This window comes from Porphyrobacter sp. MBR-155 (assembly GCF_040547625.1).
In the GTDB taxonomy this organism is placed as follows: Bacteria; Pseudomonadota; Alphaproteobacteria; order Sphingomonadales; family Sphingomonadaceae; genus Erythrobacter.
In genome coordinates, this window is the sequence record NZ_JBEPQB010000008.1 from 15,011 (window position 1) to 37,715 (window position 22,705).

A 22,705-nucleotide genomic window follows, 5' to 3' on the forward strand; every position below is an offset into this window, starting at 1 on the left:
CTCAAGAACTTCATAGTTGTCTAACTAGGTTTGATAGGAAGCAATTGTGACCCTGTCCAGCCAAGTTTCCTGCTCAGGCAAAATGGAGACGGCGATACTTGCCACGAAAATAGAGCAGAGGATCCCGGCGCGGTTCGAACTGCGCGCGCAGAACCTCGCCAACAAGAATGAAATGGTCGCCACCGTCGTGCACTGCGTGCGCCTTGCACTCGAACGATCCCAAGGAACCATCGAGCAGCGGAACACCGGTTTCACCTTCGTGCCACTGGGTCGCTGCAAAGCGATCCTCTCCCTTGCCAGCGAACCTGTTTGAGGTCGGCTGTTGGCTCGTCTGGAGCATGTTGACCGCAAAATGTTCAGCTTTGCGCAGGATCGGGGCGGTGCCTGCACCGTTAGCAATGCAGACCAGCAGGAGCGGCGGGTCGAGTGAAACTGACGTAAAGCTGTTGGCAGTCAGACCAACCGGCGCACCATCATCACCGATGGCGGTCACCACCGTAATGCCGGTCGCAAAGCAGCCCATGGCGTCACGCAGTGTCCGAGCGTCGGAGCCAGCGCGAAATTCGCTCGCAGCGCGAGGCTGCTTGCGCTCGAGGAAGTCAAGCAGATGCGCAAGAAGGGCTTCGGTTCGATTAGTCATGACCAACAGATCGGTATCGGCAACTTCGAACACCTCTGCGCTGGGCAAGGCCTCGTCGAACTGCCTGGTGCCTTCGGCTTGCCTGACCCACGAAATGCCGCCCCTGATAACCAAGGTGGGCAAGTTCAGTCCAGGTGCTGCCTCCAACAACTGCTCGGAAATAGCGTCGAGATCGATGCCGTCCAGCGTGCGCACATCCCAGTCTGAGGCCTCGGTACCGACCTTGCGCAAACGCTCGCCGATGTCCTTTGCGACTTCGGCATCGCTGCGCACAGGCATATCGACAAGAACCAGGCCTGCAGCGAGGTTGCTGCCATCGACGGACAGAGCAACTGCCGCGATCCACCCGCCCAGGGTGGCAGCCACCACCACAGGCCGTGTACCCATCTGCGCCAGAACCGCCCGCAAATCCTCGACATGAGAGGAAAGATCGTAGCGACCTTCTTCAGGCCAATCGCTGCCGCCGTGGCCCCTCAGATCCAAACTGACCACGCGGCGACCCGCTTGCACGAGGCCCTCTGCAACGGTTTCCCAAACCGCTCGGGTTTGACCGGCACCGTGCAGCAGGAGGATTGTGGGATCGTTCTCGTCGCCCATGATATCGGCCTCCAATCGAACGCCGCCGAACCCCTTGAAATGATGGACTCTCATTTTACGACTCCTGATTGTGATCCGAGCCACTCCAGCATCGTCGCCGACCGCCGTCGCATGATGACCCGCGCAATTTCCTCATCCCGATCAAGTATGGCCAAGCACAACTGGCGGTGCAGTCCGCGCGCGATCTCGCGATGCTCGGGGTCGCGGTAAAGTTCGACCTCACGCTCCTCCCGTCCGAACGAAAAACCGATTGCCATGACCAATTCGATCGCCGGGTTCCCGCTCATTTTTGAAATGGTCTCCACCAGCTCAGATTCCGCTTTGATCATTGCTCCCGGTGAATCATTGTCCTCGACGGAGCTCAGAAAGTCCTCCAGTCGCCGCCGCATGACCTCGTCTTCACACTGGCATGCACGAGCAGCAGCCTCTTCGGAAACGAGCCGGCTGACGACAAGAATATCCGTGAGTGTCCCGCCTTTCATGCGTAGGTATCGCGCGAGAGTGCGGATCGCATCGGCTGCATCCGGGCGTGCGGCATAGAATCCGCCCTTTACCCCTCTCCTGACACTTACCAGCCGGTCGCTCTCCACGATCTTCGCCGCCTGGCGCAAAGTTGGCCTGCTAACTCCGAGCTGAGTGAGGAGATCGTCTTCCGCCCCCAGAAACTCACCCTCATCGGTCCCGAGGCTCATCCGCGCCAGTTCACGCGCGGTTTTGACCGCCAGGGTTTCAGCCTGTTTCGATTGCTGCATAAACCCTCCTTAGAGATATCTCTTTATGAAAGCTTGACCCGCGTGTCCACCAATTCCCTTGCCTTTACCTATATAACTAGGTATCGCTTTTGGGTGAAAGCTATCGAATCAGGAGATTGTCGATGAAGCCCTTTGTGTTCAGTGCAGACAGCCACATTATGGAACCGCCGTCGATCTTCCTCGACGGACTTCCCGCCAATCTGAAGAAGCATGCCATCCATGCGCGCAAAGAGGGCGAGTTCTTGATCACCGGCACCGAGGACAAAATCATTTATCGCCTGCGGGTCGGCCAGCATCGCGAAAAGGCTCTGGGTGACAATGAGCGCAAGGGCATTCGCGAGATTCCCGGCCGGCTTGATGACATGGAACTGGAAGGCATCGATGCGGAGATCTGCTTCCCCAGCCTCGGCCTTTGGCTCTACTGCCTCGACGATCCTGAAGCAGAAGCGGCTTCTGCCCGGCTCTATAACGACTGGAACAACAATTTCCTGAGCGGCCATCCAGAGCGCTTTGTGCGGTGCGGCATGCTGCCCGTGCTCGACTTTTCCAACACTATCGCAGAGCTCGAATACCTGTCCTCAAAGGGTTACACTGCAGCCATGTTGCCTGCGGTTACGCCACCAAACCTGCCAAAGTACAATGATGAGAAGTGGGATGTCGTGTTCGCCAAGGGTGCGCAGCTTGGCGTCGTATTTGTGATGCACACCGGGACAGGCCTCGAAACGGTCGTTGTCGAACGAGGACCCGGCGCAGGTATCATTAACTATTCGAACCAGATGATGGATGCGTGCAACAGTGCCATGTACCTCGTTGCAGGCGGCGTCCTCGATCGTAATCCGGGGGCCAAGGTCGCCTTTATCGAGAGCGGCGCGAGCTGGCTGGTTGCCTTGGCCGAGCGTATGGACGAGGTCGAGGAAGCACACGCCAACTTCGTATTCCCGAAGCTTTCGCGCAGGCCCAGCGAGATTATCGACGATCAGGTCTGGGCAAGCTTCCAGCATGACCGCGCCTGTATCACTGCAGCGGCTGCAGGCCTGTCTGGTGCCAAGAACATCATGTGGGGGTCCGATTACCCCCATGCGGAAGGCACCTTCCCGATCAGTCGCCCGATTCAGGAGCAACTGTTCGAAGGCCTCAACGTTCCCGAGAATATCCGTAATGACGTTATCGGCCTAAACGCGTCGCGGCTCTTCGGGATGCCTGCTGTCGTCCACACCAGCGAAGTAGGTACAGTCCCAGCCTGACTTCAGCTGTACTGTTCATCACGGCGGGCTGGCAGAAACTCTCTCCCTAACCTGCGGCCCAATCGCCAGATGGACCCAAAACTATGGGGTGCCTGCAAATCGCAGGCCCCCTTTTTTCGTGAAGCAACAGTTCACTTAACGCCATGGAACGCGCACTCTTGGGCAAATTCAGATATCTCTTTTAGCAAAATAAATCGAATATTAGTCCTCGATTGATCCTGATCAAGCAAAATAGATATTTATTTGTTCAAGATGATCCTCGGTCGAGCGAGACCAATATTGATCTCGCTGAAAATTGGAGGATTGTCATGACCGATCAAGTTCGCCCGTTCGTATTCAGCTGCGACGCCCATGTGGCGGAGCCGTCTGACCTGTTCACCAAGAACATGCCCGATCACCTTCAACAATATGTGATTCATGGCGAGATCGATGGTGACATGCGCATCACCCGAATTGGCGAGCAGGTGATCCTCAAAATCAATACCAATTTCCATGCCCACAAGACGGGAGAGAAGGATGCAGCCTTCAATGCGCAGGCTGCTGATAGGTCATGCACTGATGCAAGAGACAATTTCGTGTCCGACTGCGCCGTCGATACGAAGCGCCGCGGCGCACGCGACCTTACACTTCGCCTTGCGGACATGGATCGTGATGGCGTGGATGCGGAACTCGTTTTCCCGTCACTTGGTCTGATGTTGCCACGGATTGACGACCGCGAGGGACAGAGCACTGCCTGCCGTATATGGAACGACTGGGCTTGGGACTATTGCGCCCCAGCACGCGACCGCCTGATCCCTGCGGCCATGATCCCCTGTATCGATTTTGATGAGGCACTGGCTGAATGCAAACGGACCGCTGAGAAAGGCTTCGCCGCTTTCTGCCTGTGGGAGGGCCTCAACAACTACAATGACCCGCGCTGGGACCCGATCTTTGCCTATGCTGCCGACATGGGCATCCCGCTGGTGTTCCATACCGGGGTGGGCAATATCAACATCCGTGCCCTCAAGGGCCCGGGAGGTGCGATGTTCAACTACACCCGCCAGATGAACGATGCTGTCGATGTAATTACCCAACTTGTCGCCGGCGGTGTGCTTGATCGCAACCCTGGCGCGCACATCCTGTTTGCCGAACATAGCGCGGGCTGGCTGTGGGGCCTGGCTGAGCGAATGGACGAGGTCTACAATGGCCATGCTCCGTCGATCAGCCCGAAGCTTTCGCGCATGCCAAGCCAGATCGTTCGTGACCAGGTCCACTGCGCCCTTCAGAACGATGGCAATTCCGCGATGGCTATCCGCAAAGGTGTGGGAATTGGTGCTCTGCTTTTCGCGACCGACTACCCTCACGCCGAAGGCACATTCCCGTTCTCGCGGCAGGTGATCGCTGATCTGGTCTCGGCCAATCCGGATGTTACAACCGATGAGCTCATTGCAGTTCTTGGTGGCAATGCCGCGAAGCTCTTCAGCCGTGCCAACCTTCAGGGCAAGGTGAACATGCGGCGCAAAGAATTGATGGCGGCAGCATAGCCCTATGAAAACAGGCCTCGTGGGTGGAGACACCGGCGAGGCCTATCCATCGTCCGCGCAAAACCCGGAAACGGGAAGCGGATCCATCGCGCGATGGCCGCCGCCAACAAAAGGCAATTGCAATCCAACTCGCTATTAGACGACAGGCGTCAGCCGGTCAGTCGTTCAGATCAGGACTGATCAGGTAGCGGGCGAACGGTACGGCCGGCCATAATGGCAGCTACCCCACCCACCAGCAGGCAGCAGGAAATGACCGCCAGCGAAGGCTGGAGCGACTTGTCGCCATAAGTGGCGCTGAAAGCCTGGCTGACGAACCCCGCCACCGTGCCTCCGACCCCTACCCCAGCGAGGCCGATAACCATGCCGATCATTGCAGCCATCATGGCTCGCATCGCTACGGGAACCTGTGCGTAACACAGCGTCATGATTGGTCCGAGATGCAGGGTCATCATGAACTTGACCACTACGAAACATGCCAGCGCAACATAGGGATCGGGCGACAGGGCAAAGCCGACCCCGAAAGGAAATGACGCGACAAGTCCGAGTCCGGCGAACCAGCCATTGAATCGGAGATTGGCCTTTCCATAACGGTCTGCAACCCATCCGGCGAGGAGATTGCCCATCACCAGTCCAACCGCCATCGCGCCGCCAAGCCAGAACCCCGTCTCGGCCTTGCTCATCCCGTGAACTCGCTGGAAAAACGAAGCACCCCACAGAATGAAGGCAAAGCCGGTCAGCGGAACCATCGATAGCATCAGTCCAACCCAACGCAGCGAGGTGCTGGCGGCGATGGTTCGGAACACCTCGCCCAATGGAACCTGCGGCGGGGCGGCAATGCCGTTCTTGCCCCGGCGCGGTTCCGCCGCGACCATCCAGACTACCAGCCCCAGCCCAATACCCGGCAGCCCCAAGATGAGGAACACCGTCCTCCAATCGTAGAATTGCGACAGCCAGCCGCCGAGTGCCAAGCCGCCTGACAACCCGACGGCATTGGCTGCCAGCATTCCGCCGATGATCATATTACGGCGCTTGAGCGGGAATATTTCGGTCAGCAGCGAAATGCCGGCTGGCCCCGCCCCCGCTTCCCCTGCAGCCAGGCCAATCCGGGCAAGAATAAGCTGCCAGAAGTTCTGCGCCATTCCGCACAGAGCCGTGGCGGCGCTCCACACAATTACACACAGGGCAATTGTCAGCCGCCGGTCACCGTGGTCGGCATAGCGGGCAATCGGGAAGGCGGCGAGCGCGTAAAACAACGCAAATGACATCCCAGTCAGCAAGCCAAGCTGCCCGTCCGACAGGCCCAGTTCAGCCTTGATGTCATCCTGGAACAGGGTGAATATCTGCCGGTCGACATAACTCACGATCGCAACCAGCAAGAGCAAGCCGAAGGTGGTGTTACGGCGCAGCGGGGAAACCGTGTTCATCGAGCAGCCAGTCCTATGGGAAAAAGAAGGGGGACGAAAGCAACCCTTCGCCCCCCCCCGTGATATTATCGTCTGGCGCCAAGGCGTCACATTTAGAACCGGACTGTCGCAGTCACACCATATGTCGCCGGTTCGTTTCGTGAGCTCTGAACATAGCCAACCGGAGCGACCAACAGCGGGGAATTGTGCTGGCGATTGTTAGTCAGATTGCGTCCAAACAAGGCAATTTCATAGGAATCTTCATTAAACCCAAGCGCAATACGGGCATTGAGGAACCCCCCGGACGGGCGCGTAGTCGCGTCAAGGATCGCGTCATTCTGTGTGTTGACCGCACCTGGCACGGCTGTTGATCCTGGCGGTACAGTCGCGGCATTCTGCGGGAAATTAAAAGTTCCGTTAAACGTATCATCAGTCCAGTTATAGTCGGCATGGAGCTTCAGCGTGGCATTGCCAATATCTGCCACATAATCTCCGGCGACACCGAATTGGTTCTCAGCCACACCATCGAAATTCTCGAACGAGCGGTCGCCCGAAAGGTCAAAAAATTCGATATACTTCGGCTTCACGATTGCTCCATTCAACGACAAGGTGAAACCGTCGAAGAGAATAGCCTGTAATTCGGCCTCGACGCCGCGGAACCGGGCCTTTTGGGCGTTACCCAGCACAGTTGCCGAAGCGCCAGCATTGCTACCTGGTTGCGCGATCAGGGTTGAGCGCTGGATGTTTTTTACATCGGTATGATAGGCAGAAAGGTTCAAGCGCACGCGCCGATCAAAGAACTCACTCTTCAAACCAGCCTCATAGGAAAAGGCGACTTCCGGCTGGAAGGGGATCAGGAACGCCGAACTCGGTGCGCGCAGGTTTTGGCCTCCGGAGCGAAAGCCTTTGGTCGTCTTCAGATACAGCATGACGTCTTCGGTCGGGCGATATTCCAGACCCGCCAGATAAGACCAGCCCCCGAAACTATCGCGTCGCGAAACTGCGCATTCGGGGCGGCCAACAATCTCTGGGCCTGAAATAGCGGGGGCTGCGAACAGTGAGCAGGTTGTGGTACTTGTAGCCCTGTTAAAGTTGTTGTTCCGGCTTTCAATTCCCTTGTCGTCGACTGAGTAACGCAGACCCCCAGTGAACGACAATTTGTCAGTGAAGTGCCAAGTTCCCTGGCCGTAGACACCTATACTGTCATTGTTGACTTTTGCCCAAAAATGCGAAGTCACGGGGTTGATTGCCGGAGCCACAATCGAAATCGATTGATCAAACCCGGATTCATTAAAAACAAAAGCACCGACAGCAAAATCTAGATTGTCTTGAAAAGCCTTCCCAGTAACTTGGAATTCACCGGAGTATTGGTCTATTTTCTGCTGACCTTCGGTGAAATGGATCGGAAACGGGGATCCGTCCAGATCTAGTCCCGCAAAAGTATCGATGGTGCGGTAGCTGGTGATCAACTGCATTTGGCCGAAACTTGTGTCCAGGATACCGGTGAAGCCATAGGTTTCAGTCTGGGCGAACACATATGGGACTTCGTTTAGTGATGCCTTATTGGGATTAGCATCAAGGTCAGCAATGATCGGATTAACCAGACCAAGACCGATGCCGATATTGGCCCCGGCATTCGCCGGGGTAGTTGGCGGCGGGCCTCCATTGATGACACCTACGAAGAGCGCTGCGGTACCGCCAATGTTGAACGTTGGGTTGGATGCCGTGAACGGCGTCGTTAGCAGGCGAATCTGGCGAGCAGGCGCCAGCTCATCCATCTCAAAGTATTCACCCGAGAACCGCAAAGTCAGATTTTCCGTCGGTTTTATGTCAAGCTTGCCGCGGAAGTTCCACCGATCGCGATTGTTCAACTTTACGCCATTAGGCGTGCCGACGAACGGTGCGCGGGCAACAGCAGGATTGTTGGCGTCAACAGCTGAGACAACCCCTGGGGCGACGTCATTGGTGACGTAGCCGTCACGCTTGGAACGCTGTCCCGCTACGCGCAGCGCGACTTTTCCTTCAACGATCGGAACGTTCAACACGCCAGTGGCCTGAATTTCATCGAAACGGCCGTACGTCAGCGACAGTCGCCCACCAAAATCGTAAAGATCGGGATTGTTGGAATTGATCAGCAACGCGCCGCCTGTGGTGTTGCGCCCAAACAGCGTGCCCTGCGGCCCCTTAAGCACCTGCACCGCCTGAATGTCGAGGAGATCGGCATTAAGCCCGTATGCGCGCGCCCAGTAGACCCCATCAACGTAAGTGCCGACCGACGGATCCAAGGTGACCAGAATGTCGGACTGAACCTGCCCGCGCAAAGTGATAGTCAGCGCACTAGGCGTCGATGAACCTGGGCGGGTCGTCATCCCAGGCGCAAACCGGCCGAGATCCTCCAGCTTCAAGACGGAGCGCGCCTCCAGTGCCTCGCCCGACAGCACGGTAACGGATACCGGCACTTCTTGCAGGTTTTCTTCAACCTTGCGAGCCGTGACGATAATCTCAGCAAGGCCCTCGTTGGGGTTTGCGGCGGTTTGGGCCATGGCTCCCTGGCTCGAAAACGCGATAGCAGCGGTTGCAACTCCACCGAGCAGACGCACAGGATATGTAGCACGCGAACAGGACATCTCAGGCTCTCCCCAAAAAGGCGTCGATTAACGCTCAAGTCATACATATATAACTAGGTGCACTTAGGTGAACAAGCTTCAATTGTAGTTGTTCGTCAGTTGTGCCCTTATGGTAACAATCGGGCCAAGCTCGGTATGTCGGCAAGCGCACGCAGAACATCGTTGAGGTGGGTGCAACCCATTGTTGAAGGTAGAGTTTCTAGCACCAGCGGGCGGAACTCGGCTACCGGCTTGCCGATCAGACGGGTCGCCTTGACCGAAGCTCCTGGACATTCACGAAACGGCAGAATCAGTGGCAGTGCCTGCAAAGCGAGGAGGACTCCGCTCTCTGCATCGATCTCGGCATGGACGCGATATTCGTGAATTGCCGTCCGCCCCCCTGCCGGATTGCTCCCGCTGTCCTGAAACCCGGCATCGACCATTATCACACCCTCGGCCCGCCAGAGGTCGATCCTCCGGGCGCGCCGCTTCTGTGGCCCCTGTTGGAACGGCATGGGATGCCAGCCGATCGGGTCGTCGGGATTTTCCAGAGGTCCGACTTCGGTAAAGGACTGATTGGTGTTGTCCGGAGATCCATCGGACTTGAACGCGCTCGAACCAACGGCAAACCCGGTGCAGATGTCGTCCATCCGGCCATTGCGGCCAGCGGTCGACTTCTGCGTTGCGCGTTGTGGACCGGTAGCCCAGTCACTGCGCCATTGGGACCATATCCAACCCGCCACCAGGCTGGCACCAGCATAGTCATCCAGCAGCTGGAAGGTCGGAGTGCCCTGGATATCTCCCATGATGGATGCAAGAGCATGGCGGCTAGCACCCCCTGCTCTCACCCCGACCAGCTGCCCGGCAGCTGGGTGATCAGGGGCCACGGCAACCTTCAGGATCTCTCGCAGTGGCGAACAGGTGATCTGGAAGCCGCCTGTTGCCAGCACTTGGGGCTCGCCCCCGTCGACCGGCGTGAGCAGATCGCGGGCGCGCCCCACCATGTCCCAGGGTTCGCCAAAGCCTTCCGGCCAATCCGAATCGATAGAGGTTGTGCGTCGGATCGAGCCGGGCCGACGCAACGGCGCATGCCCCGCGCTCTGGCGAGCAAACGCGAACTGCTGTGGGGGATTTTGGGTGCTCATGTTATTTCGGCGGCATGCGGATTGCGCCGTCGAGGCGAATGCATTGGCCGTTGAAATAGGTGTTGCGCGCAAGCTCCACCACCAGACTTCCGAATTCGGCCGGGTTGCCGAGGCGTTTAGGGAACGGCACCGACGCTTCCAGTCCGGCAAAGATCGCTGGAGCCTTATCCTTCACGCCGAGCATTGGTGGAGTAGCAAATATGCCCGGCAGGATCGCGTTGACCCGGATACCGACGTCCATCAAGTCGCGGGCCATCGGCAGGACCATCGCATTTACGGCACCCTTGCCGCCACCATAGGCGACCTGGCCGACCTGGCCGTCCTGCGATGCCGCCGACGACGTCATGATGATGCAGCCGCGTTCGCCGTCCTCGTTCAGTGGATCGACATTGGCCATACCCAGCGCCGCGTGGCTGGCGATGCGATACGACGCGGTGAAGATGCCTTCGGCCGAACGCTCGATCATCTCAGTCGGGTTGCGCTTGTAACTGCCAGTGGTCTTGTCGAACGAGATGGTCTTGCCGCCGCCGGTGACCACGGCGCAGTGCACCACGATCCGTTCCTGGCCATGGGCGGCGCGGGCCTTTTCATACCCGGCGGCGACGCTTTCCTCGGACGTGATGTCGACCTTGCAGAACACGCCGCCAATCGCCTTGGCGACTTCTTCGCCGCCTTCCTCATTGACGTCAAAAATGGCGACTTTCACGCCGTGCGCAGCCAGCGCTTCGGCGCTCGCGCGGCCTAGGCCGGATGCCCCGCCCGTCACAACAGCGGCGGTGGTGTTGTCAATCTTCATAGGTTGCTCCTGTTCAGGTTCATTGCAGTGATTCAATATTACCGCCGTCCACCACCAGCACTTGTCCGGTGATGTAACCGGCGCGGGCCGAACACAGGAATGCAGCCGCATCGGCCATGTCCTCTGGCGTGCCCATCCGCTGCACGGGCCATTCGGCTACGCGCTCGGCGATGTGCTGGTTGTAAGACTGGCCGTTGTCAGCCGCGATTTTCGTAAACACCTGCCGAAACTGCGGAGTGGCGATGGCTCCGGTGCCCAGCGTGTTGACTGTGATCCCGTATGGGCCAAGCTCTGCCGACAGCGTCTTTGACAGCGCCAGTGCGCCGACGCGATAAGTGTTCTGCGCGGCGCGCGGCAGCTTGCGGTGCGGCTGCTTCACCGAATTGGTGCCGATGGTCAGGATGCGGCCCCAGCCCGCAACGCGCATGTGCGGAAACACTGCCTGCACCAGCCAGCGGAACGCCATGATGTTGTTGGTATTCGCCGCCGCGAATGTCTCGTCATCCACGTCCAGAAACGCGCCCTTGGGGCCGGAATCGACGTTGAAGATGGCGATATCCGGCGCAGCGCCAAAGGCATCGACGCAGGCCTGCACCGCGCGGGCGATCCCGTCCTGCGTGGTGCAATCGGCCGAAACGCCAACGCAGCCATGGCCGATTCCGGCCACGGCCAGATCGATGTTCGTCTGGGTGCGCGCCGCGATCATCACCTTGCAGCCCTCTGCCGCAAAGCGCTGCGCGCATCCAAGGCCAATCCCTTGCGAACCGCCGGTTACCAGCGCCACTTTGCCCGCGATGCCAAGGTCCATGCCCTAATGCTCCTGCTGCGCCTTAAGCCGCTGCTGGAGCAGTTCATTGCGGCCACGGGCGGGCGCGATGGTAGATCCGCCGTCCAGCTTGATCGTGGTGCCGGTGATGTAATCCGCCGCCGGTGAGGCCAGGAAAAGGCAGGCCCTCGCAATGTCCGCCGGGGTCCCCGCGCGGCCCACCGGCACAGTCGCGCCGTATGCCTCCAGCCCGTCATCGCCCAGCACGGCCCGCGCCCGTGCGCTGGCGACTAGGCCGGGATTGACCGCGTTGACCGTGATCCCCTCGCCCACCACATCGCAGGCCGCGCCGCGCACGAACGCATCGAGCGCGGCCTTGGCCATGCCGTAAGCGGTCATGTTCGGCACGACCGAGAACGTCCCGTTGACCGATCCGATCGCAATGAACCGCCCGCCGCCCGGCGCCTTCGCCAGATGCGAACGCCCTGCCTGAAGCAGCCACCAGGCTGCCTTGGCAATGCTGGCGAACCCGGCTTCCATTGCATCGTCGCTGACATGGCCCAGCCCGCCGTGGGGAATATCCGCCGCACAGTGGACGATAACGTCCACCCCGCCAAACTCCGCCACGGTCGCCGCGACCAGCGCGTCGCACTGCGCATGGTCCTTCACATCCAGCTGGAACACTTCGGCGATGCCGCCCGCATCCAGGATCGCGGCCAGCGCTTCTTCGGCATAGGACATCGTCCGCGCGCCGATCATCACTTTCGCGCCTGCTGCTGCAAAAGCCTCGGCAATGCCGCGCCCCAGCCCGCGCCCGGCGCCGGTCACGATCACGCGCCTGCCCGCAAATTCGCTCATGCCGCCTGCTCCTCGAACAGCGCCCGCAAGCCGGGGGCCGATGGCTTCATCGATGGGGTGCGCGGGAAATCCGCGACGAAGCGGAAGTGGACTGGAACCTGATAGGGGATAAGCCGCGCCTTCAAGAACGCCTTGAAATCGTCGAGATCGGGCACCTCGGCCCCGTCCTTCAGAATCACAGCCGCCGCAGGCACCGCGCCAAGCCGCTCGTCCGGCACGCCGATCACAGCGGCTTCACGCACTGACGAATGCTGGTGTAGAGCCTTGACCACGTCGTCGGGATGGACCTTGAATCCGCCACGAATGATGGCGTTGTCGGCCCGCCCCTTGATAAACAGGAAGCCATCGGCGTCGAGAACGGCTCGGTCTGTGGTGCGCAGCCACGCCCCACCTTCGATCCGGTGCGCGGGGCCGAGCTGGTCACCCCTGAGCTCAAGCAGGCCCTCTGTGCCATGCGGGAGATCCGCGCCCGTCTCGGGATTAACGACCCGCGCCGCAACATTGGCATGAACCTTTCCGGCCGCACCGCGCTTGGCTTGCCAATGCGCCTTGAAATCGTCCAGCGACCAACCTGCAATCGCGCCCGCGAATTCGGTCGCTCCATAGTTGGCTAGAACCGGAATACCGTATCGCTCCAGAACCGCTTCGACCAGTTCGGGGGTGATCGGGGCCGTACCGCTGATAAGGGCGGTGAGGCTGGAAAGGTCCTCCGGATCGACATCGGCCTCCAGCAGCATCCTGAGCCCCGAAGGCACTGCACCCGCTACTTTTGGTCGGTTGCGTCGTATAGCCGCGACCCAGCCTTCAACCGTGAACTTTTCCAGCAGACATATCTTACGGCCCGCCATCAGCGCGCCGATGCACCCGTAGATCCCGCCGATGTGGGTCAGGGGGTTGTTGACCATGCTCACCCCTGAACGCAGCTGCGGCAGATCGGTAAACTCGCGCCCGCGCTCATACTTCGTAAAACCCGAAAAACTAGCCTCGAACGCGGTTCGTGTCAGCGGAACACGCTTGGGCGCGCCGGTGGTGCCGCTGGTCAACATTTCGATCGCCACCCCCGGTGAGGTAGCAACATCAGTGCCGCTTGCGGCGGCGGGAATAGCCTGCCGGACCCCTCCCATCTGTGAATCGATAGCAATCAGCGCGGTGCCGGTAACGGCGAGACAATCGGCGAGACCGGGTCGTTTCGCGTCGTCCTCGTCCGTGATCACCACCGGCAGGCTTAGGTCAGCAAGGTCAGCAAATAGCTTATCGTCGGGCAGGATCGGATTGATCGAAACGAGGCAGCGGTCACCTGACAGGACCGCTAGGATTGCGGCGACATGTCCGGGCCGGTTGCGCAGCATCACACCGACGCGAGCATTGGGAGGCAAGCCCAGTGCATTGAGCAGTTCCTCGATCTCCTGCACCACCCGCGCCAGATCGCCCCACGTAAAGTCGCGCCCTTCAAAATCTATCTCAGGCCGCGCCGGATCGAGCGACATGATCGCGCGCAGCTTGGCGGTAATCAGCGACATCAGATCGCCAAGCCTCCGGCCACCTCTATCACGTTACCCGTGACCCAGCAGGCTTCCTCACGGCACAGCATTAGCACCGCCCCCGCGATATCGTCTGGCTGGCCCATCCGGCCCATCGGAGTAGCCCGGGCATTGCCTTCATCAAAACCGGGCCGTTCGCGCAGCTTGGAGATGAAATCGGTCGCCACTGCACCGGGCGCGATGAGATTACAGGTGATCCCGCGCTTCGCCACTTCGGTCGCAGTTGAAAAGGTCAGGCTCTGCAGTGCCCGCTTGGTCATCGCGTATCCGGCTGCAAACGGTTGAGCCACCTTGCCCGAAATCGAGCCGATGTTGACCACGCGACCGTGATCGCGAAGCCGCGGCAACGCCGCTTGGGTGACTAAATACGGACCGCGTGCATTGACTGCCATCATCCGGTCGAACAGTTCCGCCGATCCACTCTTGAGGCTGGCGTCCTGTCCATCGCTGCCGATCCCGGCGTTGTTGACCAAGATATCGAGATTGGGGGCCGACCCGAACCCCGAGTCGCAGGCGTCAAACAGCGTGACGATCCCAGCAAGATCGGAAACGTCGGCCTGAATCGCAATTGCCTTGCCGCCAGCAGCGGCCACTTCGGCCTCCAGCGAGTAGGCGGCCTCCGTCGCGCCGCGATAAGCGAAGGCAACCTCCGCCCCCTCAGCAGCCAGCCGCCGCACGATGGCAGCGCCTATTCCCCTCGACCCGCCTGTGACCAGCGCGGTTTTTCCTACGAAGCATCCCATGCCCTGATTGTGCCGACATATCTCACTTAGTGCAATAACTCTTTATCAATCGATCAACGATTGGAAGGCCCGCGCCAGCCATGCACAGCTCTCGGATGACAGGCCTTCCTTCAGTGCCGACAAGACGTAGACCTGCCGGTAGAGCGTCAGACCCGAGGCCATCAATGCAAAGCACGCTGCCTTGTCGGCACCGCGATCAGGGCCAAACCAACGAGCCAACGGCTCAAGGAATAGCCTGGTCAACAACCGCTCGGTGATCTCACGGGCAACAGGATCGGCGCTCGCCAGCAGCATCATTGGCAACGGATTGCGTTGTTGCGGAGCGGAAGCGAGCAACATCGCAATCACTGCCTCGCCAAACCGCTCCTTAGGCATCCGCAACACGAGATCGGTATCCAGCAGGTGCGACAGGGCCGCTTCGTAGAGCTTTTCCTTCGATCCGAAGTAGCGGCTGACCAGCGCCGGATTGACCCCGGCAGCGGCGGTAATCTCGCGAACGCCGGTGTCAGTGTACCCCTTGGTGGAAAACGCCTGCTGGGCCGCGTGAAGGATTGCGGCACGGGTGCGCTCCGCATTGCGCTGGGGGCGGATGTCGGATTCAGTCATTGACATAGTAAGTATACCACGGTTTACATAAGCGCAAGCAAGGAGAATGAGTCGATGGGAGAAACTGCTAACGGGCCGATTCGTGAGCCGGTCTACGAGTTCGACTATGTCGCCGATCCGGCGCTGGCGGAGGATGTCCATGCCGCCTATTGGAACCTGAAGCAGAACGCCCCACCAGTGTTCTGGACATCAGCACACGGCGGCCACTGGATCGTGACCAGCAGCGATGCCGCAATCGAGGTGCTGCGCCATCCGGACCGTTTTTCCAGCAAGTTCCTGTCGATCCCGCCCAACCAGGCCCAGCCGAAGATGATCCCGGAATCGCTCGATCCGCCAGAGCACCGCCCTTATCGCCAACTGCTGCGCCCCTTTTTTGAAAGCAAGGCGATCGAGCTCTTGGAACCGCGGATCCGCGAATGGGCCGAACGGCTGATCGACGCTGTGGCAGACAAGGGCGAATGCGAATTCGTCGACGCGCTAGGATCGCGCTTCCCGGTTTCGGTCTTCATGGAAATGTTCGGCTTCCCGCTGGATCAGTTCGATTTTTTCCGGGCCACCGTGGTCGAATATTTCGATGCGCAAGTCGATGAACAGCGCCGCCTGGAACTGACCATGCAGATCCTGGGCACGCTGACCCAGCTGATCGAAGCGCGCCGCCTTGAGCCGAAGGACGACCTGATCTCCACGCTGGTCCATGTCGATTTCGAAGGCCGCAAGCTGGGACAGGACGAGTTGATCTCGATCGGGTTCCTGATGTTCCTCGCCGGGCTGGACACCGTGGTAAACGCCCTCACCTTCGGGATGCGCCACCTGGCGAACGACGATGCGCTGCGCACCCGGATGATCGAGGATCACGCCGCGATTCCCGCCATCGTCGAAGAACTGATGCGCCGCTATACTTTCGTGTCCACCCCCCGCTACATCACTCAGGATACCGAGATTGCCGGGGTGAAAGTTTACGCCGGGGATTCGGTGCTGGTCCCGCTGCACGTGGTCGGCTGGGACGAAAAGTTGACCAGCTGTCCCGCCGAAGTGCGGCTGGACCGCCCGCACTGCCGCCACGCCGGGTTCGGTTCCGGCATCCACACCTGCCTTGGCATTCACCTCGCGCGCCTGGAAATGGCCGTGTTCTATGAAACCTGGGCGAAGAGAATCGGACATTTCCGGATGCAGGAGGGGCAGCAGCTGCACTTCCGCGGCGGGTCGGTCCAGGCGCTTGAAGCGCTTCACCTTGAATGGGATTCCTGAAGGAGCAATCGATGACCACCCCCACTGTCCACCTCCACATCGGCCACGAAAAGCGGACCACCGGATCCGGTGGTAGCCGCACCCACATCCATCCAGTCAGCGGCGAAGCCCTGGCCGAAGTGCCGCTGGCCGGCCCGGCCGAAGTCGAGGCTGCCGTAGCCAAGGCCGAAGCCGCCCGCGAAGGGTGGCGCCGGACCGATCCGCAGGAACGCGGCAGAATCCTGACCCGGCTGGCCGATCTGCTGATCGACAATCAGCGACAGTTCGCGGAAATGGCGGCGCTGGATGGTGGCACCCCGCTGACGCAGGGTGAGCGCGGGGTTGAAACCGCGGCCAGCTGGACGCGGTACTACGCTGGCTGGTGCGATAAGTTGACCGGCGACCTGATGAGCACTTTCGACACTCGGGGCGAGTTCTCCTACTCGGTGCCCGAACCGATTGGAATTGTCGGCGTCATCAACACCTGGAACGGTCCGCTGATCGGCATCGGGATGAAGGTCTCGCCTGCGTTGGCCGCTGGTAACTGTGTCATCCTCAAACCTGCCGAAATCACCCCCTTCGCTCCTGAGCTGTTTGCCCAGTGTGCAAAGGAGGCGGGCATTCCCGATGGGGTGCTCTCCATCCTGCCTGGAACCGGCGAAGCGGGCGAGGCAATCGTTCGGCATCCGCGGGTGCGGAAGATCAGCTTTACCGGCGGGCCGATCACGGCGCGCAAGATTCTCGAGGCAGCAGCCGAGCAGATCAAGCCGAGCGTGATGGAACTGGGCGGCAAGTCGGCCAGCCTAGTGTTTCCGGACTGCGACTTGGATGCCGCCGCCGAACGTGCCGTGTTCTGGACCATCGGCATCCTTGCGGGTCAGGGATGTGCCCTCCCTACCCGCCAGATCGTCCACGCCGACATTTATGACGAGTTCGTCGCCAAGATGGTCGAGATCACCAAGCTGTTCAAGGTTGGCGACCCGATGGAGCCGGGGGTGATGGTTGGCCCTGTGATCAGCGCCGCCGCTGTCGAACGCATCACTGGCATGTTCGACCGCGCGGCAGCCGACAACGCCTGCAAGTTCCTGCTGGGCGGGAAGCGCGCCGGCGGCGAGCTTGCCAGGGGCAACTTCATCGAGCCGACGATCATGATCGATGTGGATCCAGACCACGAAATTGCTCAGGTGGAGATATTCGGCCCGGCTGTGGCAATCATGAAGTTCCATACCGAGGACGAAGCAGTAGCGATAGCCAATAACAGCGAATATGGGCTCGCTTCATATATTCAGTCGAACGACCTCCAGCGGGTTCACCGCCTGGCCGAACAGCTCAATGCTGGCGGTGTCTATGTCAACGGAGGGCTTCAGATCAATTCGCATACACCCTTCGGCGGAGTCGGCATTTCCGGCTTCGGTAAGGAAGGTGGCAAGGCCGGGATCGACGAATTCCTGCACTACAAGACTGTAACCATCGGCGTCGGCGCGCCGATCTTCCCCAAGCAAGGATAATCGACCATGGCTGATTTCAACCTCAACAGCTTCCGTCTCGACGGCAAGGTCGCGATCGTCACTGGCGCGGGTGGTCGCGGCAATTCGATCGGGCGGGCCTATGCCATCGCACTGGCCAACGCGGGGGCCAGTGTAGTCGTGGCCGACCTCAACGGTGAAGGAGCGCAGAAGGTGGCGGACGAGATCGCCGACTTTGGCGGCAAGGCGATAGCTGTGCAGGTCGATATCACCGATACCGGATCGGTCGAGGCGATGGCAGCAGCAGCCGAGGCCGCATTCGGCGGGATCGACATCCTGGTCAATAACGCCGCACTGATGATAGAGATCGTCGACAAACCGCTGATGCAAACCGACCGCGCCCGGTTCGACAAGGGTATGGCGGTGAATGTATGGGGCGCGATCAACTGTTCGCAGGTAGTAGCACCCTATATGACCGAACGGGGCGGCGGTGCGATCGTCAACCAGGTCTCGGCCGGGGCATACCCGGCACAATCGTATTACGGGGTAACCAAGATCGCGTTGCACGGCGCGACCACCACACTGGCGACCGAACTCGGCAAACAGAACATCCGCGTCAACGCGATAGGGCCGGGCATGACCAAGACTGACGCCGGCCTCGCGCTAACGCCCGAAGACAGCCCACTTGTCCAGGCCATTGCCAGCCGCACTCCGATCCAATTGCGCGACACACCCGACGCGTTGTGCGGCGCGCTGCTGCTTTTGGTGAGCGAGGCTGGCCGGTGGATAACGGGCCAGGTGCTCAACGTCGACGGCGGCTGGGTAATGCGAGGTTAAGTTAACGGTTTGGACTTCCCGAGGAAGTGTTCGCCTCTAAAATCAGACTGGCCAAGATGTCCACCAGCCTCAAGCCGAACTGATGGTTTGTCAATTTTCGATTGTGGGCATTCCGTTGAATGGCTAGCAGGATGGTGGTGGAAGAAGAGAGAGAGCAATGAACACAGATATTCTGGGTTACCGCGACAAGCGGGTGGTGGTGATGGGTTGCTTTTCTGGCACCGGCGAGGCAACTGCGCGGGCGTTGGTGGCGCTAGGAGCCGAAGTGCACGGAGCCGACATCCGGCCTTCGCCAGTTGCAGGTCTCGCCTCTTTCACCACGGTCGACCTGAAGGACCCCGCCTCTATCGCAGCCGGTGTCGCCAGCATCGGTGGAGAGATTGACGCGTTGTTCAACATCTCGGGCCTGCCACAGACCTTTCCGGGCGAAGACGTGGTAACGGTCAACTTCCTGGGCATCCGGGAATGGACCAATGCCTGGATGCCGCATATCCGCGCAGGCGCCGCGATTGTGACGGTTTCCTCTCTGGGCGGCATGAACTACCTTGCCCGTCAGCCGTTGCTCGCCGAATTCATGGGTAATGCCGATATCGCCTCGGGCCGGGCCTGGTACCTGGCCAATACCGAGCGGGTCGGCGATCCCTACGCGCTGTCCAAGGAAGCGGTAAACACCTGGACCCAGAAAAGCGCACCCGCGCTGATGGAGCGCGACATCCGCATCAACTGCACCATGCCCAGCCCGATCGACACGCCAATGCTGAGCGATTTCCGCAAGGTGGCGGGCGATGCTGTGCTGAACGCCTTTGCCAAGGCGAAGGGCCGCTTCTCCACCCCGGAAGAACAGGCGCTGCCCCTGATCCTGTTGAACAGCGACGCGGCCAGCTTCATCTCGGGCGTGTGCCTGCCAGTCGATGCTGGCCTTGCAGGCGGCCTCGCAACCGGGGTACTCAACATCCAGCAGATGATTGCCGAAGCGGCAGGCGGTTAATCCAACCCGCCGACCATTCCCAACAGTGTATGCGCCGCCGCGTCCTTTAACGCGGCATAGCTGAGCCCGTCGGCTTCCTGAGTCAGCGGGCCGACGGCAGCAAGGCGTTCCAGCATCATCAGAATCGTCCCCGCACAGGCCCGAACCGAAAGCGAGGTCGGCAACCGTCCGGCCGTCTGGGCACGGGCCACTGCATTGGAAATGCCCACCATCATCGGCCCCGCTGCCTGCATCCGCGCCTGATAAAACCGGGTATCGCCCTCCTCCGCCGCTAGGTTGCGGACCCGAAAGATCGTGCCATTCGCATTCCATAGCCGCGTATAGGCATCGACGAACCGCGCCGCAGCTTCGCTTGCACCGGGGGCCTGCCAGTCCCGACTGATCAGGTCTTCCAACTCAGCGCTGGTTTGCGAAGCGTCCTGCAGGGCAGCCAGCACCACATCGGGCACGCCGCGGAAATAGACGTAGAACGTCGCTGGCGATATCCGCGCTACCCGCGCGACATCAACCACTGAGACATCGCGCAGCCCCTGGCTTTGCAGCAGATCGACCGTCGCTTCGATCAGCGCGCGGCGGGTCCGCTCACCCTTGGAACCGATCTTCTGCCCGTAATGGTTGTAGCTTGCCACCACGCTGGCTGCCTTTGGCATCGCAAATGATCCCCGATCCCGTCCAATCGCCGCCCCTTTCGACGATTGCTTGCCTCAGCGCAAGAAATTGACGTATCGTCAATAGCACGGTTCAGACGGCAAAGCCAAGGTCGCCGGAAATGGGAGAGCGGGAATGGAACAGTTGGCCGGAAAGGTCGCCATCGTCACCGGGGCATCGAAGGGCATGGGACGGCATTTCGTCGCCGCGCTGGTCGCGGCAGGCGCCCGCGTCGCAGCGCTGGCGCGCCCCTCGGCAGAGCTCGATTCGCTGACCGGCGAACATGGCGACAAGGTGCTGGCCCTGCCCTGCGACGTGACTGACAGCGTCGCCGTGGCCGCCGCAGTCGAAACCGCTGCCGCGCATTTCGGGGGCATCGACGTGCTGATCAACAACGCCGCGATCTATCACCCGTTCGCTTTCGAAAGCGGCAGCGACGAAATCATCCGCCAGCACGTGGAGGTCAATATTCTCGGTATTGCCTGGCCGATTCGCGCCGCGATCCCGCACCTGCGTCAGACCCATGGCCAGATCGTCTCGATCTCCAGCGAAAGCGTGGCTATGCCCTTCCCCATGCTGGCGCTCTATGCCGCGACCAAGGCAGCGGTCGAGACCCTGTCTGAAGGCCTGCGAGCCGAGTTGCGTTCCGACGGGATCCGAGTCAGCGTGCTGCGTTCCGGCTCGGTCTCCGGCGGATCGGGGGGCGAGGCCTGGTCCGAGGAAACCCGTCAGGCCTTCTTCAGGAAGATCGTCGAAACCGGCCACGCGGCGATGAGCGGTACGCCCGCCACGCCCGAATCGATGGCCAGCGCACTGGTCGCGATCCTGGCCCTGCCGCGCGACGTCAGCGTTGACCTGATCGAACTGCGCGCCGCCGAAGCCGGGATGCCCGAAGGGGCGCAAACCGCGTGAGCATCGATCCGCGACGCCGCACCGGGGCGATCCTCGCTGCTTTGTGGGTCGCCGAAATGACCAGCAGCTTCGAAAGTGCGATGATCCTGGCTGCGCTGAAAGTGCTGGTGGTCGAGTTCGGTGATGCCGCCTCCGTCGGATGGCTTGTCACCGGTTTCCTGATCGTTGGCGCCGCTGCTTCGGCGGTGGTCGGACGGCTGGGGGATATCTACGGACGGCAGAAAGTGCTGCTTATCGTGCTGGCGATTGGCGCTGCTGGGTCGCTGCTCAGTGCGGCCAGTTCACAATACGGTTTAGTGCTCACGGGACGGGTTTTGCAAGGCGTGACCGCGACGATACTGCCGCTAGTGATTGGCTTGGTGCGGGAAAACCTCCCAGCCGAACGGGTACCCACGGGCATCGGCCTGATGATCTCAGGCGCCTCGATCGGCACGGCCGCAGGCTTGATCCTTGGCGGCGTCATTGTCGATTTCGCCAGCTGGCATGGGATTTTCCTCGCCAGTGCAGCCTTCTGTCTGCTTTCGTTGGTGCTGATCCGCTTGCTGGTTCCTAGCTCGCCACAGGCCACGCTTCGCGCGCCGGTTGACTGGTGGTCGGGCATCCTGTTCGCCCCAGGCATCACGCTGGTTCTTCTTTACTTGACCGGTGGAAAGGCCTGGGGATGGAGCGATCCACTAGCACTATCAATGCTTCTCAGCGGAGCCGCGCTGTGCATCTGGTGGTGGCGGCGGGCGTTGACCAGTGCCAATCCGCTCATCGATGTCCGCACGCTCTCCAACCGCTCGATTGCGGTGGTCTGCGCAGCGAGCGTCCTAGTGGCGATGGGCACACTGCAGATTACGGTGTTCTTCTCATTGCTGGTCCAGGCTCCGGTCTGGACCGGACTTGGCCTGGGCCTGACCGCTACGGCAGCAGGCCTCGTAAAGCTGCCCTCCAACATCACGTCGGTCCTCGCCGGTCCGTTCAGTGGGTGGTTGACCGGTCGCGGTGGCGGTCGCACAGCCATGGTGCTGGGCGGACTGATCACAACTTTCGGCTGGGCAATGGTGCTAATGGACACCAGTAGCGTAGGCATCGTGGTAACTGAGTTGATTATCATCTCCTTTGGCACAACCATGCTGTTTGCGGTGGCCCCTACGATCATCGCCGCTGAGGCCCCGCCCGAACGGACCAGCGAAGTCACCGGCATGCTGGGCGTGATCCGTGCCCTGTTCATGGGGGTGGGTTCGCAGCTGGTCACCACTGTGCTGGCCTTGGACAGCGTGAGCCGGGGTGCAGAAACATACCCCTCGCCCCACGCTTATCAATGGGCGGTCACGATGATCGTCGTATTGACTGCTGCCGCAACGTTGGTGGCATCGCTGCTACCGGGCCGGAAGGCAGGGGTGGGTTGATCCTGCCCCAGTG

General features: G+C 60.5%; 20 protein-coding genes. 8 read left to right on the forward strand and 12 right to left on the reverse strand.

The window, feature by feature from the left end; genetic code table 11:
• Nucleotides 1-73 precede the first annotated feature (73 nt).
• Nucleotides 74-1,291: an alpha/beta fold hydrolase gene (locus ABIE62_RS10005; protein ID WP_354325676.1), complete on the reverse strand. Its 1,218-nt coding sequence runs from the start codon at nt 1,289-1,291 to the stop codon at nt 74-76.
• The gene (locus ABIE62_RS10010) at nt 1,288-1,989 is read right to left on the reverse strand and encodes a FadR/GntR family transcriptional regulator (RefSeq protein WP_354325677.1); all 702 of its coding nucleotides are present in this window, start codon (nt 1,987-1,989) and stop codon (nt 1,288-1,290) included. The genes ABIE62_RS10005 and ABIE62_RS10010 overlap by 4 nt, the downstream gene beginning before the upstream one ends.
• A 122-nt stretch (nt 1,990-2,111) precedes the next feature.
• Here ABIE62_RS10010 and ABIE62_RS10015 point away from each other — a divergent pair, with 122 nt between their 5' ends.
• On the forward strand, nt 2,112-3,233 hold the full coding sequence (locus tag ABIE62_RS10015; RefSeq protein ID WP_354325679.1) for an amidohydrolase family protein: 1,122 nt from the start codon (nt 2,112-2,114) through the stop codon (nt 3,231-3,233).
• 212 nt (nt 3,234-3,445) lie between these two features.
• On the forward strand, nt 3,446-4,756 hold the full coding sequence (locus tag ABIE62_RS10020; RefSeq protein WP_354325681.1) for an amidohydrolase family protein: 1,311 nt from the start codon (nt 3,446-3,448) through the stop codon (nt 4,754-4,756).
• 170 nt (nt 4,757-4,926) lie between these two features.
• On the opposite strand, the gene ABIE62_RS10025 is transcribed toward ABIE62_RS10020, so the two are convergent.
• From ABIE62_RS10025 to ABIE62_RS10065, 9 genes are all read right to left on the reverse strand, one after another.
• Nucleotides 4,927-6,180: an MFS transporter gene (locus tag ABIE62_RS10025; protein WP_354325683.1), complete on the reverse strand. Its 1,254-nt coding sequence runs from the start codon at nt 6,178-6,180 to the stop codon at nt 4,927-4,929.
• Nucleotides 6,181-6,272: 92 nt separating this feature from the next.
• Nucleotides 6,273-8,702: a TonB-dependent receptor gene (locus ABIE62_RS10030; RefSeq protein ID WP_354325685.1), complete on the reverse strand. Its 2,430-nt coding sequence runs from the start codon at nt 8,700-8,702 to the stop codon at nt 6,273-6,275.
• 191 nt (nt 8,703-8,893) lie between these two features.
• On the reverse strand, nt 8,894-9,910 hold the full coding sequence (locus ABIE62_RS10035; protein WP_354325686.1) for a DUF2889 domain-containing protein: 1,017 nt from the start codon (nt 9,908-9,910) through the stop codon (nt 8,894-8,896).
• 1 nt (nt 9,911) lies between these two features.
• Nucleotides 9,912-10,706: an SDR family oxidoreductase gene (locus ABIE62_RS10040; protein WP_354325687.1), complete on the reverse strand. Its 795-nt coding sequence runs from the start codon at nt 10,704-10,706 to the stop codon at nt 9,912-9,914.
• A gap of 19 nt (nt 10,707-10,725) precedes the next feature.
• Nucleotides 10,726-11,514, reverse strand: a complete 789-nt coding sequence (locus tag ABIE62_RS10045; RefSeq protein WP_354325689.1) for an SDR family oxidoreductase — start codon at nt 11,512-11,514, stop codon at nt 10,726-10,728.
• Between the two features lie 3 nt (nt 11,515-11,517).
• Nucleotides 11,518-12,330 (reverse strand): SDR family NAD(P)-dependent oxidoreductase, encoded by an 813-nt coding sequence (locus tag ABIE62_RS10050; protein WP_354325691.1) that lies wholly within the window; start codon nt 12,328-12,330, stop codon nt 11,518-11,520.
• Nucleotides 12,327-13,850, reverse strand: a complete 1,524-nt coding sequence (locus ABIE62_RS10055) for a class I adenylate-forming enzyme family protein (protein ID WP_354325692.1) — start codon at nt 13,848-13,850, stop codon at nt 12,327-12,329. Before ABIE62_RS10055 ends, ABIE62_RS10050 begins: the two co-directional genes overlap by 4 nt.
• Nucleotides 13,850-14,614: an SDR family NAD(P)-dependent oxidoreductase gene (locus ABIE62_RS10060; RefSeq protein WP_354325694.1), complete on the reverse strand. Its 765-nt coding sequence runs from the start codon at nt 14,612-14,614 to the stop codon at nt 13,850-13,852. Before ABIE62_RS10060 ends, ABIE62_RS10055 begins: the two co-directional genes overlap by 1 nt.
• 45 nt (nt 14,615-14,659) lie before the next feature.
• Nucleotides 14,660-15,220 (reverse strand): TetR/AcrR family transcriptional regulator, encoded by a 561-nt coding sequence (locus tag ABIE62_RS10065; protein WP_354325696.1) that lies wholly within the window; start codon nt 15,218-15,220, stop codon nt 14,660-14,662.
• Between the two features lie 54 nt (nt 15,221-15,274).
• Between ABIE62_RS10065 and ABIE62_RS10070 the strand changes: the two genes are divergently transcribed.
• From ABIE62_RS10070 to ABIE62_RS10085, 4 genes are all read left to right on the forward strand, one after another.
• The gene (locus tag ABIE62_RS10070) at nt 15,275-16,468 is read left to right on the forward strand and encodes a cytochrome P450 (protein ID WP_354325698.1); all 1,194 of its coding nucleotides are present in this window, start codon (nt 15,275-15,277) and stop codon (nt 16,466-16,468) included.
• An 11-nt stretch (nt 16,469-16,479) separates the two neighbouring features.
• Nucleotides 16,480-17,955: an aldehyde dehydrogenase family protein gene (locus tag ABIE62_RS10075; RefSeq protein ID WP_354325700.1), complete on the forward strand. Its 1,476-nt coding sequence runs from the start codon at nt 16,480-16,482 to the stop codon at nt 17,953-17,955.
• Nucleotides 17,956-17,961: 6 nt separating this feature from the next.
• On the forward strand, nt 17,962-18,750 hold the full coding sequence (locus ABIE62_RS10080; RefSeq protein ID WP_354325701.1) for an SDR family oxidoreductase: 789 nt from the start codon (nt 17,962-17,964) through the stop codon (nt 18,748-18,750).
• Nucleotides 18,751-18,907: 157 nt separating this feature from the next.
• Nucleotides 18,908-19,738, forward strand: coding sequence for a coniferyl-alcohol dehydrogenase (locus ABIE62_RS10085; protein WP_354325703.1), 831 nt, complete (start codon nt 18,908-18,910; stop codon nt 19,736-19,738).
• Here ABIE62_RS10085 and ABIE62_RS10090 read toward each other — a convergent pair.
• Nucleotides 19,735-20,388 carry a TetR family transcriptional regulator gene (locus tag ABIE62_RS10090; RefSeq protein ID WP_354325705.1) on the reverse strand — a complete coding sequence of 218 codons (654 nt, stop codon included), beginning with the start codon at nt 20,386-20,388 and terminating at the stop codon, nt 19,735-19,737. The genes ABIE62_RS10085 and ABIE62_RS10090 overlap by 4 nt on opposite strands.
• A 133-nt stretch (nt 20,389-20,521) precedes the next feature.
• Between ABIE62_RS10090 and ABIE62_RS10095 the strand changes: the two genes are divergently transcribed.
• Together ABIE62_RS10095 and ABIE62_RS10100 are read left to right on the forward strand one after the other, a co-directional pair.
• Entirely contained in the window at nt 20,522-21,298 is a 777-nt protein-coding gene (locus tag ABIE62_RS10095) for an SDR family oxidoreductase (RefSeq protein ID WP_354325706.1), read from the forward strand.
• Nucleotides 21,295-22,692 (forward strand): MFS transporter, encoded by a 1,398-nt coding sequence (locus ABIE62_RS10100; protein WP_354325707.1) that lies wholly within the window; start codon nt 21,295-21,297, stop codon nt 22,690-22,692. Before ABIE62_RS10095 ends, ABIE62_RS10100 begins: the two co-directional genes overlap by 4 nt.
• The last annotated feature ends 13 nt before the right edge of the window (nt 22,693-22,705 follow it).

Bases quoted from the DNA above. Each gene is read 5' to 3' on its own strand.
- ABIE62_RS10005 (WP_354325676.1), bottom strand. From the start codon at position 1,291: ATGAGAGTCCATCATTTCAAGGGGTTCGGCGGCGTTCGATTGGAGGCC.
- ABIE62_RS10010 (WP_354325677.1), bottom strand. From the start codon at position 1,989: ATGCAGCAATCGAAACAGGCTGAAACCCTGGCGGTCAAAACCGCGCGT.
- ABIE62_RS10015 (WP_354325679.1), top strand. From the start codon at position 2,112: ATGAAGCCCTTTGTGTTCAGTGCAGACAGCCACATTATGGAACCGCCG.
- ABIE62_RS10025 (WP_354325683.1), bottom strand. From the start codon at position 6,180: ATGAACACGGTTTCCCCGCTGCGCCGTAACACCACCTTCGGCTTGCTC.
- ABIE62_RS10030 (WP_354325685.1), bottom strand. From the start codon at position 8,702: ATGGCCCAAACCGCCGCAAACCCCAACGAGGGCCTTGCTGAGATTATC.
- ABIE62_RS10035 (WP_354325686.1), bottom strand. From the start codon at position 9,910: ATGAGCACCCAAAATCCCCCACAGCAGTTCGCGTTTGCTCGCCAGAGC.
- ABIE62_RS10040 (WP_354325687.1), bottom strand. From the start codon at position 10,706: ATGAAGATTGACAACACCACCGCCGCTGTTGTGACGGGCGGGGCATCC.
- ABIE62_RS10045 (WP_354325689.1), bottom strand. From the start codon at position 11,514: ATGGACCTTGGCATCGCGGGCAAAGTGGCGCTGGTAACCGGCGGTTCG.
- ABIE62_RS10050 (WP_354325691.1), bottom strand. From the start codon at position 12,330: ATGAGCGAATTTGCGGGCAGGCGCGTGATCGTGACCGGCGCCGGGCGC.
- ABIE62_RS10055 (WP_354325692.1), bottom strand. From the start codon at position 13,850: ATGTCGCTGATTACCGCCAAGCTGCGCGCGATCATGTCGCTCGATCCG.
- ABIE62_RS10060 (WP_354325694.1), bottom strand. From the start codon at position 14,614: ATGGGATGCTTCGTAGGAAAAACCGCGCTGGTCACAGGCGGGTCGAGG.
- ABIE62_RS10065 (WP_354325696.1), bottom strand. From the start codon at position 15,220: ATGACTGAATCCGACATCCGCCCCCAGCGCAATGCGGAGCGCACCCGT.
- ABIE62_RS10070 (WP_354325698.1), top strand. From the start codon at position 15,275: ATGGGAGAAACTGCTAACGGGCCGATTCGTGAGCCGGTCTACGAGTTC.
- ABIE62_RS10075 (WP_354325700.1), top strand. From the start codon at position 16,480: ATGACCACCCCCACTGTCCACCTCCACATCGGCCACGAAAAGCGGACC.
- ABIE62_RS10080 (WP_354325701.1), top strand. From the start codon at position 17,962: ATGGCTGATTTCAACCTCAACAGCTTCCGTCTCGACGGCAAGGTCGCG.
- ABIE62_RS10085 (WP_354325703.1), top strand. From the start codon at position 18,908: ATGAACACAGATATTCTGGGTTACCGCGACAAGCGGGTGGTGGTGATG.
- ABIE62_RS10090 (WP_354325705.1), bottom strand. From the start codon at position 20,388: ATGCCAAAGGCAGCCAGCGTGGTGGCAAGCTACAACCATTACGGGCAG.
- ABIE62_RS10095 (WP_354325706.1), top strand. From the start codon at position 20,522: ATGGAACAGTTGGCCGGAAAGGTCGCCATCGTCACCGGGGCATCGAAG.